The following is a 14,322-nucleotide window of genomic DNA, read 5'->3' as shown; positions in this document are numbered from 1 at the left end:
TCTGCACTAAAGGCCGTACCCCGGAATGATCCGGAAAGCGTCGATTGAGCATCCATGTCCGTCGCGTGAGTTGCTGATCTTCCAGTTTGAAATCCCATCGCGATCCTGCGTACTTTGCTTGTCTGATACTTGGTTGGGCTTCTAAAATCCCCCTTCGCACGCTCAGGTTGTCGGCTGTCGCCCACCATTCTTTAGTTTTAAGGCATCCTTGCCTGACCGCGTATGCCCTGCCAGTCATTCCCAATCCCCTCAATGATTAATGATCTGCACTTCGCGGTACTCAAATAACAGTTTGAGGTGTCGAGGGCGAGGCACAGCCATTGAGCACGCTAGGGTTAGAGCAGCCCTTCGTTATTCAGCTTCAAGCGCGCATAGAAGAGAATCGCAACCGCGGGAATCAAGGCCGAGTAGCCGGGCTTGACTGCACTTTTCAGGTTCGTAACCGCCGCCTTGATGCGCTCGGTCGAAACCAGATGAGTGAGGGAGGGCAATCGCGTTGCAGATGCCAGCGTTAACTCCTTGTTCTTACTGGTCAGCGTTGAGTGCGCCTTGCGATACACAGGGGCCGGTGCGCTAGGGGTCGAGAAGTAAGACGTAACGGTCAGGCTTGCCGCCAACGCATCGACCTGCTCAAAGTAAGCTTTCTCGGACATGACCTCCAAATGCTGGGCAATGTCGTGTTTTGACGCGAGTACATGACCCTCACCGAAAGAAGAGTGGAAGCATTTGCTGATGAGCAACCCCTCCATCTCAATCACCCGAGCACAATCGTGCAACTCGTCTACCAAGTCGTAGTGTTCTGTCAGCATGAGCAGGATCTGTAGATACTTGAGACCGCGTCTACGCGCCAGGTTGGCCAAGCAGTGGCCGCCCAGTAGTTGGAATTCCTTGGTCAGCAGATACAGTGAATGGTCGGTCTCAAGGGTCGTCCAACTGCTGCTACGCAGGTGCTTGGCGACTTGATTGCGGATTCGATCGCTGGTCAGTTCGAGCAGGTCATAAATGAAATGGTCGGTCACGACCGGATCGGGATTCTTGATGATCAGTTGGGGCTGATTCGACGCCGGCAGGCCACTTTTGTAGCCATGGAAGCCTGATGCCCTGAGTACTTGCTCCAGACGCGGCCAATAGTCTGTATGACCGAAGGACTCCATCCGAACGTTTTTGCAGTTACCGATTGGCTGGCGACCCGCGCTGCTTTCGCCCATATTCAACCGCAGAACGTCGTCATCTTTTGAGTAAGCATTGTACAGCCTGCAGTTTGTGCGTTTGCGGATGGCTCGAGCCTCGTCTCCCGACAATTCGGCAGCCGCCGCCATCAACAACACATCGCCAATTTCAAGATCGTGATCAGTTGGCCTGTCGAGTAGATCGAGTAGCGCACTCACGACGACCCGCCCGCCGAGCGAGTGCCCGACCAGATTGACCTTCGACACGTAGGGGTGATGTTTGAGCAGGTAGCCCTCAAGTTGCGAGAGCAGTGTCTTGCCCATGGCGGTGGCGCGCTTGCGGCTGGTGTTGAAGTGGACGGCGCGATCGGCCACTGCTGCCGCGGTACCCGCGAAGATGTTCAACCGAGCCATTGCCGCCACGCTACTGCTGGATAACTTATCGAACTGGCTCCAATGACCGGAAGGCCAGAACGCAAAGATGTTGATGCACTCGTGGAGGGATGACGGGATACATTTGCTCAGCGCGCACCGGTCTTCTATATCGTGGCCGGCTGAGTAGCCGTGGATAAAGATGTTGGCGACCTCGCCGGAGCGGTGGGGCAGGGTCAAGAACTTGAAGTTGTGGCTCACGCGACGTCCTTGTAGCAAATCGTAGATGAGCGAATGGTGGCATTTGGCTATTGCTGTTGTAAACGGATGTTTAGGTACAAAGGCGCGGGGCTAGACCTCTACTCAGTAGGGCCTGAACGTGGCTTGCTGCTTATTCGTCCCGAAAACGCGGTGTTAGCAACCCATGAGGCCGACAGGCAACACCGCGCGTATCCCGCCGCCTTGAGAACGCCATTCAAGCCCTCCGCGCCATCAGCAACACCGTCGCCGCCGCAGACAACAACCCCGCGCAGCAGCGATTGAACAACCGCTTGCCCCGTGGCTCGGCGAACCAGCGGCGCATGTGCAGGCCCATATAGGCGTAGAGGCTGATGGCGATCCATTCCAGCACCAGGAACAGTGCGCCGAGCAGGGCGAACTGTGGGGTGATGGGCTGGCCGGGCACCACGAACTGCGGGAGAAAGGCGGTGAAGATCAGGATGGCTTTCGGGTTGCCCGCCGCTACCAGAAACTCCTGACGCGCCAACGCCCATGTTCCTACCTTGGCCGTAACCGATTCGCTCTGCGCCTGCGGATCGGCCCGCCACAGTTGCAACGCCAGATAGAACAGATACGCCGCACCGACGATCTTGATCGCGTAGAACAACAACTCCGACGTTTGCAGCACCACCGCCAACCCGGCGGAGGCGAGGGCGATCATGCCGGCGAAGGCGAGCAGGCGGCCGATGCCGGCGAGGCAGGCAGTGCGGTAGCCGTAGCGCGTGGCGTTGCTGACGGACAGCAGGTTGTTGGGACCGGGTGCCATGTTCAGGGCGAAGCAGGCGGGTAGGAAGAGGACGAGGGTGGTGAGGTCCATGGCGGTTCCGGGTTCTGGCGGGGAGGGTCGAGGATAAAGGGGCTTGAGGGGGGAAGACAATCCATGTCCTAAAGTTTGCCCCCTTGACGTCGATAACCGCTGTGAACCACTCAATCATGGACCGATGAAATGGTACTTACCCTCAGTTCTACCTATATCCCGCCCGCCAATACCACCTTACGCCTGCCGACCAGATACTCGTGGCCAAGCCTCTGACGGACCTCGCGAAGGACGCCGTGGCCAGCGCCGGCCCGGCGGCTGTCTACCATCCCAGCGCAGACGCTGAACCAATGCAGTCGCTGGAGGCTATCGATACGTGGGTCGGCCGCTCGGCATCACGAGCGCTTCCTCGGATCATCGAGATCGCCAAAGGCGCGCAAAGCGTGCTGAACGCCACGTTCAAGACATTCCAGTCAACGCTGGCGGCGACTTATCCGGATTTGGCCGGCACGAAATACGGCTTTACGGTGGAGGTCGATGGCGCGTTGAAGGTGCTCAATGAAGCCGGTCAGCTCAGCAGTTCGCAGAGCACGGATGAAACCCGCGTTCGTGCGTCTTTTGCGCCTGCCTGAAGATCGAGAACGGCTACCCGAGCGGCCTCATCAGCGTCAGAAACTGTACTTCGCCGTCACCCCAAAGCTGCGCGGGTTGCCGTAGGTGTCGGTGGAGCCCCAGATCGTGCTGTTGCCGATCGCCGAGTAGTAGGTGCGGTCGAAGATGTTGTTGGCGTTCACTTGCAGGTCCAGGTGCTGGTTCAGTTGGTAACCGGCCATCACGTCCGCCACCGCGTAGCTGCCTTGCTCCAGGCGATAGCTGCCGTTGGTGAGGGCGATGTCGTTGTACATGCGGCTCTGCCAGTAGACGTTGCCACCGATGCGCAGTTTTTCCAGCGGGCCCTGGAAGCGGTAGGACGTGGTGAGTTTGAACAGGCGCTCCGGTGTATCGGAGCTGAAGCGCTGGTTGTCATTGGCCGGGTCGCTGTCCTTGATGAAATGCGCGCGGGTGTAGGTGAAGCCGCCGCCGACTTGCCAGTTTTCGGTGAGGGCGCCTTGCAGTTCCAGGTCGATGCCCTGGCTGCGCACCAGGCCGGCGGCTGCGTAGCAGGTGAGCACCGGGCAACCAGCCTGGGTGGCGGCGGTGGTGGCGCGGTTTTTCTGGTCGATCTGGAACACCGCCAGGCTGGCGTTGAGCGCACCGTTGAAATATTCGCCCTTGATGCCGACTTCGTAGTTTTCGCCCACGATCGGTTCCAGCACCTTGCCCGAGAGGTCCTTGCTGCTTTGCGGGTTGAAGATGTCGGTGTAGCTGGCGTAGACCGAGTGGTGCTCGTCGAGGTCGTAGATCACCCCGGCGTAGCGCGTCAGGTTGCGGGTGACTTTGTAGTCGCCGTCCTGGCTTTGACGGTCGTCATAGTCGTACCAGTCCAAGCGTGCGCCGAGGATCACCTTGAGCGGGTCGGCCAGGTTGAGGCGCGTGGTCAGGTAGACGCCGTCCTGGGTGGTGAGGGTGTGGGTTTTGCCGTTGCGCTGGAAGTCGGGTTTGGCGCCGTTGAGCGGGTAATTGGTGTCGTAAGGGCTGTATTCCTTGGAGGTGGCGTCGTAGATGCGTTTGCTGGTGCCGACCACCACTTCGTGGGTGCGGCCGAAGGCGTCGACCGGGCCGCTGGCGAAGGTGTCGAAGGCGTACTGTTTGTCGTCCTGATGCGACTGGTAGGCGGTGCGCGCCAGCTCGGTCTGGTAGCGCGATTGGTAACTGCCGGTGAACACGCCGTCCAGCTGCGACGCGGAGCCGGCGACGTTGAGTTTCCAGCCATTGTCGAAGCGGTGCTGGACGTCGCCGAATACAGTGTTGATCGTCAGCTCCTTGTTTTCCCAGTCGCTGCCGGGGTTGGTGGAGCGGGGCAGGTTCAGGTGATGGCCATCGGTGCCGATGGGCAGGCCGCCCCAGAAGAAGTTGGTCTGGTCTTCCTGCCGGGAGAAACCGAGGGTGGCAGTGGTGTCTTCGCTGAGGTCGGCTTCGCTGATCGCGTAGAACAGGCCGTGGTCGCTGGTTTCGTTGTCGCGGAAGCTGTTGGCGTCGCGGTACGAGCCGACGACGCGGCCGCGCAGGGTGCCGCTGTCGTTCAAGGCGCTGGAAGCATCGAGCTCCATGCGATAGTCATCCCAACTGCCGGCCGCGCCAGTGATCGACACCTGCGGCGTAGCGGTGGGGCGCTTGCGCACGAAGTTGATCGCCGCCGAAGGGTTGCCGGCGCCGGTGACCAGGCCGGTCGCGCCGCGGATCACTTCGACCCGGTCGAACATCGCCAGGTTGGGCTGCACGCTGTTGGCGTAGCCCGAGTAGGCGCTGGGCAGACCATCGAACATCATGTTGTCGATGTCGAAGCCGCGCGAGCTGTAGGTCTGCCGGCCGGGGCCGCTGGACTGGCTGAGGAACAGGCCGGGGGTGTTCTTGACCACATCGTTGACGCTGGTCATGGCCTGGTCGTCCATGCGCTGGCGGGTGATCACGGTCACGGCCTGCGGGGTTTCGCGCATGGTCAGCGGCAACTTGGTGGCTGTGGCCATAGCACCGGTGGTGTAGGACTGGGTGCCTTCGGTGGTCTCGCCGAGTGCCTGGCCGCTGATCTCGGTGGCGCCCAGTTCAAGCGGTGCCGCGGCCTTTTCGGTATCGGCCGCCAGCGTTGTCTGGGTGCCGCTGAGGCAGATGGCCAATGCCAATAGGCTGGGTGAAAAACGCGTACCGACAGGTTGTTGAACGGACATGAATCTGAGCCTCCCCCGAGCGCCATCCATGGCGAATAATAAACGTATTGATAATTATTCGCGCGAGTGTGGCAGATTGAATCCGCGCAAAAAAGACTTGGGGGAGAATTACTTAACAAATTTTTCACATCTGTCGGGGGGACAGATCACCCTCCCAGCGCGAAATCATCCGCCGCTGCGTGGGCTCGCGGGTGCCAATGGGCTGGCGCTCAAATCGACGGCACCGCGAAAAAAATCGCCGTCAGAATTCCATTCGCAGGCCCACGGTGCCTTGTCGGCCGTTGAGCATCTGGCTGTCCAGGTTGCGGTTATAGCCGACTTCGCTGTACAGGCTGACGCCCTTGGCCACCTCCAGCGTGGCGCCCAGACTCAGGCCCAGGGTGGTGGATTTCTGTTCGGTGTCGATGTCTGTCACACGGTTAAAGGTGACGGTGTTCTGCCCGGCGGCGCTGTGCCAGATATTGGCCCGCGCGTAGGGCTGCAACGGCAGGCCACGGACCTGATAGTCGCCGCGCAGGCGTATGCCCAGGCGCGTGGTGACGTTGGTGTCGGCGTTGTAGGCCACGTCGGAGATGCCATCGTTCTGACTGTCCAGTTTGGTTCGGCTCAGGATCAATTGAGCCTGCGGTTCAACCACCCAATCGGCGGTCATCTGGAACGGCCTGCCGACCTCGACGGATGCGGCGACGTTATGCCCGCGGGTTTTCATCTTCACCCCACGGTCCGATTCGTTATTGCCATCGAAACGGGTGCCCATCAGCACCAGATCGAGGTAGGCCTGGTTGGCGCCGATCAGTGTCCAGTAAACGCCCAGGCTGTCACCGCGCAAGGTGGTGTTGCCAGCGGCCTTGTCTTGCCAGCCGCCGTTGAAGCCTTTCACGTCACCTTTCAAGCGACTGTGGCCGACGAAGAAGCCGACTCGCTGCACCGCGCCGTTGGCGGTAGCGCTCGCGTACACGTCGGTACCGATCTGGAAGGCGGAGATCGAACTGTCCAGCGTCGGGCTCACCGTGCCGGCAAAGCTCTGGCGGCTGCTGTTGCCATACACACGCCCCCAACCGGCAGGAAACGCACCGGTCTGCTGTTGTTGGCGCTGATCGCCCATGCGTTCGTGATAGGTGCCCAGCATGGCCTGTACGATTTGTTGCGCGGCAGGAAACAACACCGCGTAGATCGGTACTTCCGGGCGATAGATCGGGATCGGCGTGAGGCCCGGATTGGTCGGCAGTTCAGGGGTGCCCACCACCGGTTCGGGGAGCGGCGTCACCGGGCCCGGCAGCGGCGCCACCGGCACTGAAGAGCGCAGGTAGTAGTTTTCGCCCGTGCCCGCGTTGTCGCCCCCTTTGAATAGGTAGTAGTCGAAGGCGCCTGCGGAAACCCGGTTTGCCAGGGTGAACTGGGTGCCGGCGCCGCTGGCGCCGTTGATTGCGCGGACCACCTGGATGCCGTCCTGCACGGTTTCGGCCCCCGGCCCGGCGAGATTGGTCACGCTGATAGCGGTGGTGCCGCTGATCTGGCCCGTGCCGATCACCAGCAAATCGCTGGGTGAGCCGTCGCTGCCCAAGACGCTTTGCAAGGCGAGTCGGCCAGCGTTGCCGTTGTAGTTCCCGTTCACCGTCAGGGTGTCGGTGGCGCTGGTACTGCCGGTGGTCATGTCGATCAGGCCGCCGTTGTTCAAGGTGACGGATTGGCCGGCGGTAAAGGGGTCGATCGAACCGCTGGTGACGGTCAATTTGCTCGAACCGTCGAGGCTCATGATGCCGCTGCCGGTTGCGCTGTCGCCCAGCACGAAGTCACCGCCCAGCTTGAGGTCCGAGCCGTTATCCAGCAGCACCTGTTCCCAGCCGGTATAGCGTGCGGGGACGTCGGTCTGGGTGTTGTCGAATGTGAGCGTGTCGTTACCCAGGCCACCATCCACCAAGGGGTTGGAGGACAGCGACGTTTCGTTGAGGTTTTTCAGCAGCGCGGTGTCGTCGTCGGCGCCCATGACGATCAAACCGTTGACCTTGCCGCCATCGTGCCAGATCAACTGGTCCTTGCCGAAACTGGCGAGGATTTGCCCGTTGACCGTGCCGCCGCTGACTTCAATCAAGTCATCGCCGCCGCTGGTGCTGATGTTGCCGCCGATGTAACTGGTGCCCGAGACGAGAATATGGTCATTGCCGAACCCGGTGACCAGATTGCCCAGGATGGTGCCGCCTTGCATGTCGAACACGTTGTTATCGAGCTTCATATCGACCCGGCCAATGGTGCCGCCTCTCATCGTGGCTCGGTCGCCATCTTCAAACGCCCCGGTGATGACCCCGCCGCTCATGTTGAAGATGTCCAGGCCATCGCCCTGGGCCAGGGACGCGATGGTGCCGCCGCTCATGGCAAAGCTGTCGATGCCGCCGCCTTGGCTTATTGCACCCGCTTGCCCACCGGTGATCTGCACCACATCCGCGCCTGCGCCTTGGGCGACCGAACCAGTGACGGTGCCCAGGTTGAGGCGGAAAATATTCGCGCCGTCGCCTTGGTTCAGCGCACCGTTGAGCGCCGCCGTCGGCCCGTTCACGTCCACCAGGTCGTTACCCGCACCAAAGGTGACATTGCCGTTGATGGCGCCGCTGCCGCTGATATTCAGGGTGTTGTTGCCACCGGTGTCGGTAAACCCCGGTGCCGAGGCACTGTCGCAGGTGGAGATATCGTCGCCGGCGCTGTTGTTGATCGTGCATGCGCCATAAGAGGGGAGTGGCCACGCCGTCACGGCGAGGATTGAGCTGATGCCCAGGTACAACAAAGAAGATGTTGGTGCGCGCATGACCCGTCCTCGTTCGAAGGGAACATCTCCCGGCACCTGGACAAGCAGGTGCGTTCGGACCATGGCAACAACGAACGATACGGATCAGGGAGTACCGGTTACCCGATTCTGAAAACATCGGCCAATGCAAAGGGTTGGCATGGCTTTCTCGACTGCGCCTTAAGCAGTGCAGGTTTTTTGCACCTTAGTCGCACATCAAACGGGCCGCCACTGTCAGAAATAACAGGTATAGACGAGTGGATTTCTAGACGAACACGATCTCATAGGGCTCGCGCATCCGCTCCAGCAACACCTGGGCGAGCATCGGCGCGAGCCCGATCTCCGGGTCTCCGGCCAGTTGGCTGGCATAGGCATGGGCCGCATGCAGCTTGCGCGCCACGCTCCAGGTGTCGAGGCGCACCTTGCGCGCACGCTGCCAGGGGATCATCGAACCTTCGCGCGCCGTCCAATGCCAGGCCCAGATCGGCAGCTCATACAGACGTGCCCCGACCAGGCTGCATGCCTTGGCGCTGGCACGGCCGACGGCGTCGTGGTCGGCGTTGCCGTCGTTGCGCCAGGTGCTGAAGACCACATCGCCGGGCTGCAGATATCGGGCGATGAGTTGGCTCATGGGGTGTTCGCTGGCGGCCAGCGCGTCATCGCGAAAGCCGCCGCGAATCCACTTCAGGCTGTGCAGCGGCATGCCCAGCCGGCGCAGCGCTTCGACGCTTTCCTGGGGCCGCACCACGCTCAAGCGCCTCGCCGGCCAGACATTCGAGCCGGGGTGGCTGGCGCTGCCGTCGGTGATGGAAATCAACAGCATCGGGTGTTCGAGGGTGCTCAGCCGTTGCAGCAAACCGCCACAGGCCAACACTTCATCGCCGGGGTGGGGCGCGACGATGACCACTCGCGCACCCGCAGGCACCAGCGAGTGAGGATGAATGGCGGGGATTTGCGCCAACTGCGGGGCACTGTTCCAGATCTGCGCTGGACCGCGGCGGCTTTCGCTGAGGGAGGCGGGTTTCATGGCGGGCACGTCCTTGTCAATTGATGCTGGGTCGTAGCCCGTGGACGGGACGACGCTCTTTTTAGTCGCCGCAGGCTCCGCTGCAGCGATTGCTCGGCATTTCAATCCTGGATTGCCAGCAAGGCGTCCTCAGCATAGACAAGGATTCGCTGCTTTCACATCTTGTAACTTCGATTTTTTTTAACGGGCCCGTTTCAGGCCGCTCAACGCAGGCCCTCATGGGTGGCGACCGACGTACCGTCGCGGCTCCAGAGGTCGAGCAGGAAGTCACTGTCGTGGTGCCGCGCAACACACGGCATGGCCAGCCGTTGCTCGAGCAGCGCATGCACTTGGGCGGCGGTTTGCGGGCAGCCGTCGATCGGCGCGCGCCAGTGACAGGCCAGCAGTTGACCGTCGTCGCTCAGCGCGGCGAGGGCGCAGTCGATCAGGCGGGTGAGGTCATCGGCGTCGAGGTAGTAACACAGCTCGCTCAGGACGATCAGGTCGAAGCGGCCGTCAGGCCACTGTGCGGGCAGGCGACTCTGCTGCACCTGGGCATGGGGAAATCCCATCAGACGTGTCTTGGCCAGGGCCACTGCTGCGGCCGCGGTATCGCAGCACACCAGGCGGTCACAACGCGGCGCCAGTTCGACGCTCAGTTCACCATTGGCGCAGCCGGGCTCAAAAATCGCGGCGTAACGCGGGCGGGTCAACAGCGCCAAGGTCAGCGCGCGCTTGCGCTGCTCGTACCAGCGTTGACGGAAGGCCCAAGGGTCATCGTTGTCGGCGAACAGCCGATCAAAATACGGTGTCGCCACGCTCATACAAACACCACTTCAAAAGGCTGCAGCAAACGCTCGACGACATACGGTGCCAGCACCGGCGGCAAGCCGATCTGCGGATCGCCCTCCAATTGGCTGGCGAACGCGTGGATGGCATGGCGCTTGCGCGCGACGACTTGGCAACTCAGCGGGAGTTTGCGCGCGCGATGCCACGGTACCTGGCTGTCTTCCGGGGTTGCCCAGTGCCAGGTCCACACGGGCAACTCGTACAGGGTCGCGCCGACCGCCAGTGCGGCACTGGCACTGGCGCGGCCGACGGCTTCATGGTCGCAGTGGCCGTCTTCGCGCCAGGTGGTGAACACCACGTCCCTGGGTTTGAGGTGGCGCTCAATGAACGCGGCCAACTGCGCTTCGCGGGCGGCGACCTGGCTGTCGGTAAACCCGGCGCGCAGCCACTTCAACCGGTGCAGCGGCAAGCCGAGGCGGTGCAAGGCCTGGGCCGACTCCTGCGGGCGCACCACGCTGAGGCGCTCCACCGACCAGCGCCGCGAACCGGGGTGACTGGCGCTGCCATCGGTGACGGAGATCAACTGGATCGCCCGACCCAGCGCGGCCAAGCCTTGCAACAGGCCGCCGCAGCCCAGCACTTCATCGTCCGGGTGCGGTGCGATGATCACTGCGCGATGCCCTTCGGGTACCAACTGTTCGACGCTGATCGGCGCCAGTTCGGCCATGTGGGACGAGGTCTGCCACTGATGCAGCGACGTGCCCTGGCCCACGATCGGATTGGCTTTCATAACTGCCACCTCCCAGGTGGCTCGGCGGCAACCTGTTCACCGAGGGCGGCCAGGTCACGCTCGGCATGGCTTTGACGTACATACACCGGCAGGTCCGCCATCAGTTGGGCAAAGTGCGGATCTTTGCAAAAAGGCCCCGCACCGGCGGCGCGACCGACGTGGCGCATGACCTGTTCAACCGTGTCTTCGAGAGACGCGCGTACCTGTTGGGCCAGTTGCCTGGCATCGGCCAGCGGGGCGCGGTCGATCTGCCGCGCACTGGCGCGCAGCACGCAGGCGGCACTGTTCAAGGCGCTGTCGACCGCGCCGAGGTGGGCCAGGGCATGCGGTTCCGCACGCCTGTTGCACTGCTCGCGCAGCACTTCAGCCAGGCGTTGCGCCGCGCCATACCAGCACGCTGCGATACCGACGGCGCCTTGCCAGAAGCCGGGGCGGGCGAGGTAGTCGCCGGGACTGCCGATGGCAATCCCGCTGGCCGCCTCGAACAGGACATCGACACTGCCGGTGGCCGCCATGCCTACCGCCTGCCACCCCTCATCGGTCACGCAGATGCCGGGCTGGCCCATCTCCACTGCGACCAATTGCTGGCGATCCTCCTCGTCCCAGGCCGTCAACAATCCATGGCTGACCACCGCCGCCCCCGAACACCAGGCTTTACGCCCCTGCAGCACCAGACGATGGCCGTTGCGCCGCGCCCGCACCCTGGCCGTCGGCGGTTCTGCCGCCCACATGCCCCAGAGGCTGCCCTCCGGCGGCAAGGGGCTGCGCAGCTCGGCAATGATTGCCAAGGCATCGGTGTGACCTTCGAACAACTTGCACAAGCGCAGGTCGTGTCCGGCGACCTGGGCCAAGCGGCTGAACCGTTCGAGGGTCTGGCCGCTGCCGGGGAGCGGCAGGCGGTCCAGCCCCTCGGCCTGCAGCGCCTTCAAGGCCGCGCCCAGGGCCTGCGTGTCCGCATAGCCTTGGTAGCCTTGAAGGAATCCATGCAGGCCCATGTCACACCTCTTCGTCGTGCTGCAGTTCAAACAGCAGCAGCGAGCGCCCGGTGACCGCGTACTCATGGTGGAAATCAAAGCGTTCCTGCCCGCGTATCGTCGTGTCATGGGTGTCGAGCATGCAGGTCCAGAACTGGCCTTCCGGCACGGGGGGCAGGCGGAAATTGACCAAGTCGTGATGGGCGTTGACCACCAGCAACAACGTGGCATCGCCACCCGGACGGCGAATCCCGGTCTCCTGGGCGCGGCCATCCATCAGCATGCCCAGGCAACGGCCGTGACTGTCTTCCCACTGTTCGGTGCTCATCTCGTTGCCATCCGGCGCGAGCCAGGTGACGTCCTTCACGCCGATGTCTTCGTTGTAGTCGCCCACCAGGAAGCGGCCACGGCGCAGGATCGGGTACGTCATGCGCAGTTTGATCACGCGCTTGACGAACTTGAGCAGCGCCTTGCCGTCATCGTCCAGCTCCCAGTTGACCCAGCCGATCTCGCTGTCCTGGCAGTAGGCGTTGTTGTTGCCGTGCTGGGTGCGCGCGAACTCATCCCCGGCCACCAGCATCGGCGTACCTTGGGCGAGCAGCAGGGTGGCGAAGAAGTTGCGCATCTGGCGCAGGCGCAGGGCGTTGATTTCCGGGTCGTCGGTGGGGCCTTCGACGCCATGGTTCCAGGACAGGTTGTTGTTGCTGCCATCCTGATTGTTTTCGTCGTTGGCTTCGTTGTGCTTGTCGTTGTACGACACCAGGTCATGCAGGGTGAAACCGTCGTGGGCGGTGATGAAGTTCACCGAGCTGTAAGGCCGGCGGCCACGGTGGTTGAACATCTCGCCGGATGCGGTCATGCGCCCGGCGAAGTCCGCCAGCTGGCCGTCATCGCCTTTCCAGAAGGCGCGCACGGTGTCGCGGAAGCGGTCGTTCCATTCCACCCAGCCCGGCGGGAAGTTGCCCACCTGATAGCCGCCGGGGCCGCAGTCCCAGGGTTCGGCGATGAGTTTCAACTGGCGCAGCACCGGGTCTTGACGGCAGGCGACGAGGAAACTGTGGCGCTCGTCGAACCCGTCACGATAACGGCCGAGGATGGTCGCCAGGTCGAAGCGGAAACCGTCGACGTGCATCTCGGTGGCCCAGTAACGCAGGGAGTCGGTGACCATCTGCAGCACGCACGGGTGGCTCAGGTCGAGGGTGTTGCCGGTGCCGGAGTCGTTGATATAGAAGCGCTTGTCGTCCGGCATCAGGCGGTAGTAGGAAGCGTTGTCGATGCCGCGCATGGACAGGGTCGGGCCGCGCTCGTTGCCTTCGGCGGTGTGGTTGTAGACCACGTCGAGAATCACTTCCAGCTTGGCTTCGTGCAGGTGCGCGACCATCTCCTTGAACTCGGCGATCTTGCCGCTGGCCAGGTAGCGCGGGTCCGGGGCGAAGAAGGCGATGCTGTTGTAGCCCCAGTAGTTGGTCATGCCTTTTTCCAGCAAATGCTGGTCGTTGACAAAGGCGTGTACCGGCAACAGTTCCACGGAAGAAATACCCAACTGGCGGATGTGCTTGAGCAGATCGTCTTCCATCAGCCCGGCGCAGGTGCCGCGCACGGCCTCGCCGACCGAGGGGTGACGCATGCTGATGCCGCGCAGGTGGGTTTCATAAATGATTGTGCGGTCCCATGGCACGCGCACCGGTTGGTCGTCGCCCCAGGTGTGCGCCGGGTCGATGACCTTGCACTTGGGCACGAAGGGCGCACTGTCGCGTTCGTCGAAACTGAGGTCGTCGTCGGGGTGGCCGATGGTGTAGCCAAACAGCGCCTCGGACCATTTGAGCTCGCCCACCAGCTGTTTGGCGTAGGGGTCGATCAGCAATTTGTGGTGGTTGAAACGGTGGCCGTTGGCCGGGTCATACGCGCCGTACACACGGTAGCCGTAAATCAGCCCGGGGTGGGCGTCGGGCAAGTAGCCGTGGAAGATTTCATCGGTGTATTCGGGGAGTTCGATACGTTCCAGTTCGACCACGCCAGCGTCGTCGAACAGGCATAACTCGACTTTGGTAGCGTTGGCCGAGAACAGGGCAAAGTTGACACCCAGGCCGTCCCAGGTCGCCCCCAGGGGGAAGGGCAAACCTTCGCGAATCCGCGATGGTTCGTGGGCCGGGGGGGCCTGTTTTTTATCGGCTTTGCTCATTGTGTTGCTCCTGCATGGGTCTTTTTTCGGGCCGAACGTAGCCCTGCTGACGAGGGGTCAGCTAATAATCGGGCAAGTGGCTGACCTCCGGCCGGGGTTGCCGGCCGGAGGTTCATGACGGCACAGGGCTTACGGCTTGGGCTTTTTTGTGGCCGCCGGCTTTTTAGCCGCCGGCGTGGCCGGTTTGCCTGCGGCCGCTGCCGGCTTGGCTTTCGCTGCCGGCTTGGGCGCGGTTTTCGGTTTTGCGGCGGGTTTGGGCTTGCTGGGTGTCAGTGCTTCGGCTTCTGCCAACTTGCGGGCCATTTCCCAATGGCGCGCATCCTGACCTTGCGGCTTGCCCTCCGATTCCCAGATCTGATACGCGAATTCGCGAACACGTTTGTCTTCAGTACTCATCACA

At 62.4% G+C, this 14,322-nt stretch carries 11 protein-coding genes; 1 reads left to right on the top strand and 10 read right to left on the bottom strand.

What is annotated here, in order from left to right:
- Nucleotides 1-335: 335 nt before the first annotated feature.
- Both TU80_RS12800 and TU80_RS12795 read right to left on the bottom strand, forming a co-directional pair.
- The gene (locus TU80_RS12800; RefSeq protein ID WP_057004607.1) at nt 336-1,802 is read right to left on the bottom strand and encodes a DUF726 domain-containing protein; all 1,467 of its coding nucleotides are present in this window, start codon (nt 1,800-1,802) and stop codon (nt 336-338) included.
- 214 nt (nt 1,803-2,016) lie between these two features.
- Nucleotides 2,017-2,637 carry a LysE family translocator gene (locus TU80_RS12795; RefSeq protein ID WP_057004606.1) on the bottom strand — a complete coding sequence of 207 codons (621 nt, stop codon included), beginning with the start codon at nt 2,635-2,637 and terminating at the stop codon, nt 2,017-2,019.
- Nucleotides 2,638-2,837: 200 nt separating this feature from the next.
- On the opposite strand from TU80_RS12795, the gene TU80_RS12790 reads away from it, so the two are divergent.
- Nucleotides 2,838-3,209 (top strand): hypothetical protein, encoded by a 372-nt coding sequence (locus tag TU80_RS12790; RefSeq protein ID WP_057004605.1) that lies wholly within the window; start codon nt 2,838-2,840, stop codon nt 3,207-3,209.
- A gap of 36 nt (nt 3,210-3,245) precedes the next feature.
- Here TU80_RS12790 and TU80_RS12785 read toward each other — a convergent pair whose 3' ends face one another.
- The 8 genes from TU80_RS12785 to TU80_RS12750 all read right to left on the bottom strand — a co-directional run bounded on the left by TU80_RS12785 (nt 3,246) and on the right by TU80_RS12750 (nt 14,318).
- Nucleotides 3,246-5,402: a TonB-dependent siderophore receptor gene (locus tag TU80_RS12785; RefSeq protein ID WP_082643837.1), complete on the bottom strand. Its 2,157-nt coding sequence runs from the start codon at nt 5,400-5,402 to the stop codon at nt 3,246-3,248.
- 241 nt (nt 5,403-5,643) lie between these two features.
- Complete coding sequence (locus tag TU80_RS12780) at nt 5,644-8,202, bottom strand: autotransporter family protein (protein WP_057004603.1); 2,559 nt, start codon at nt 8,200-8,202, stop codon at nt 5,644-5,646.
- 244 nt (nt 8,203-8,446) lie between these two features.
- On the bottom strand, nt 8,447-9,208 hold the full coding sequence (locus tag TU80_RS12775; RefSeq protein WP_057004602.1) for a PIG-L deacetylase family protein: 762 nt from the start codon (nt 9,206-9,208) through the stop codon (nt 8,447-8,449).
- A gap of 203 nt (nt 9,209-9,411) precedes the next feature.
- Nucleotides 9,412-10,011, bottom strand: a complete 600-nt coding sequence (locus TU80_RS12770) for an SAM-dependent methyltransferase (RefSeq protein ID WP_057004601.1) — start codon at nt 10,009-10,011, stop codon at nt 9,412-9,414.
- Nucleotides 10,008-10,766, bottom strand: a complete 759-nt coding sequence (locus TU80_RS12765; RefSeq protein WP_017846399.1) for a PIG-L deacetylase family protein — start codon at nt 10,764-10,766, stop codon at nt 10,008-10,010. The genes TU80_RS12770 and TU80_RS12765 overlap by 4 nt, the downstream gene beginning before the upstream one ends.
- A complete protein-coding gene (locus TU80_RS12760; RefSeq protein WP_057004600.1) occupies nt 10,763-11,761 on the bottom strand; it encodes an acyl-CoA dehydrogenase family protein in 999 nt (332 codons plus the stop codon). Before TU80_RS12760 ends, TU80_RS12765 begins: the two co-directional genes overlap by 4 nt.
- A gap of 1 nt (nt 11,762) precedes the next feature.
- A complete protein-coding gene (glgX, locus tag TU80_RS12755; protein WP_046383598.1) occupies nt 11,763-13,922 on the bottom strand; it encodes a glycogen debranching protein GlgX in 2,160 nt (719 codons plus the stop codon).
- A 129-nt stretch (nt 13,923-14,051) separates the two neighbouring features.
- On the bottom strand, nt 14,052-14,318 hold the full coding sequence (locus TU80_RS12750) for a DUF2934 domain-containing protein (RefSeq protein WP_046383597.1): 267 nt from the start codon (nt 14,316-14,318) through the stop codon (nt 14,052-14,054).
- Nucleotides 14,319-14,322: the final 4 nt, after the last annotated feature.

The organism is Pseudomonas veronii (assembly GCF_001439695.1).
GTDB lineage: Bacteria > Pseudomonadota > Gammaproteobacteria > Pseudomonadales > Pseudomonadaceae > Aquipseudomonas > Aquipseudomonas veronii.
This window is presented reverse-complemented; position numbering and strand designations above follow the sequence as displayed.

Coding starts and splice junctions, on each gene's coding strand:
- TU80_RS12795 (WP_057004606.1), bottom strand. CDS start 2,637: ATGGACCTCACCACCCTCGTCCTCTTCCTACCCGCCTGCTTCGCCCTG.
- TU80_RS12750 (WP_046383597.1), bottom strand. CDS start 14,318: ATGAGTACTGAAGACAAACGTGTTCGCGAATTCGCGTATCAGATCTGG.
- TU80_RS12775 (WP_057004602.1), bottom strand. CDS start 9,208: ATGAAACCCGCCTCCCTCAGCGAAAGCCGCCGCGGTCCAGCGCAGATC.
- TU80_RS12780 (WP_057004603.1), bottom strand. CDS start 8,202: ATGCGCGCACCAACATCTTCTTTGTTGTACCTGGGCATCAGCTCAATC.
- TU80_RS12765 (WP_017846399.1), bottom strand. CDS start 10,766: ATGAAAGCCAATCCGATCGTGGGCCAGGGCACGTCGCTGCATCAGTGG.
- TU80_RS12760 (WP_057004600.1), bottom strand. CDS start 11,761: ATGGGCCTGCATGGATTCCTTCAAGGCTACCAAGGCTATGCGGACACG.
- glgX (WP_046383598.1), bottom strand. CDS start 13,922: ATGAGCAAAGCCGATAAAAAACAGGCCCCCCCGGCCCACGAACCATCG.
- TU80_RS12770 (WP_057004601.1), bottom strand. CDS start 10,011: ATGAGCGTGGCGACACCGTATTTTGATCGGCTGTTCGCCGACAACGAT.
- TU80_RS12785 (WP_082643837.1), bottom strand. CDS start 5,402: ATGTCCGTTCAACAACCTGTCGGTACGCGTTTTTCACCCAGCCTATTG.